A 242-nucleotide genomic window follows, 5' to 3' on the forward strand; every position below is an offset into this window, starting at 1 on the left:
CAAGGGTGTCATCTGGTTTCTTGGTGACCTAAGCTTCCACAACAAATGGAAGACTGGCGCACTCATCGAACAGATCGAGACGCCGAACAAGTTTCTGGTGTTGGGCAATCACGACGACAAGCACATCGAGTTCTACAAGACCAGTGGCTTGTTCCGGGAAGTGCATGAGCATCGCGCTTACATCAAGTTTAATGGGCGCAACATCATTATGGACCACCACCCGATTGCCCACTGGCGTAACT

Annotated in this window: 1 protein-coding gene; it reads left to right on the forward strand. The window is 50.8% G+C overall.

The genetic code is table 11. The annotated features are described in order from the left end of the window. Positions 1 to 242 (forward strand): hypothetical protein (locus tag AC1RPG_RS08945; RefSeq protein WP_481762632.1); only part of this gene is annotated, 242 nt, incomplete at both ends.

This window comes from Dellaglioa sp. CoH-57-MRSF-18 (genome assembly GCF_056781995.1).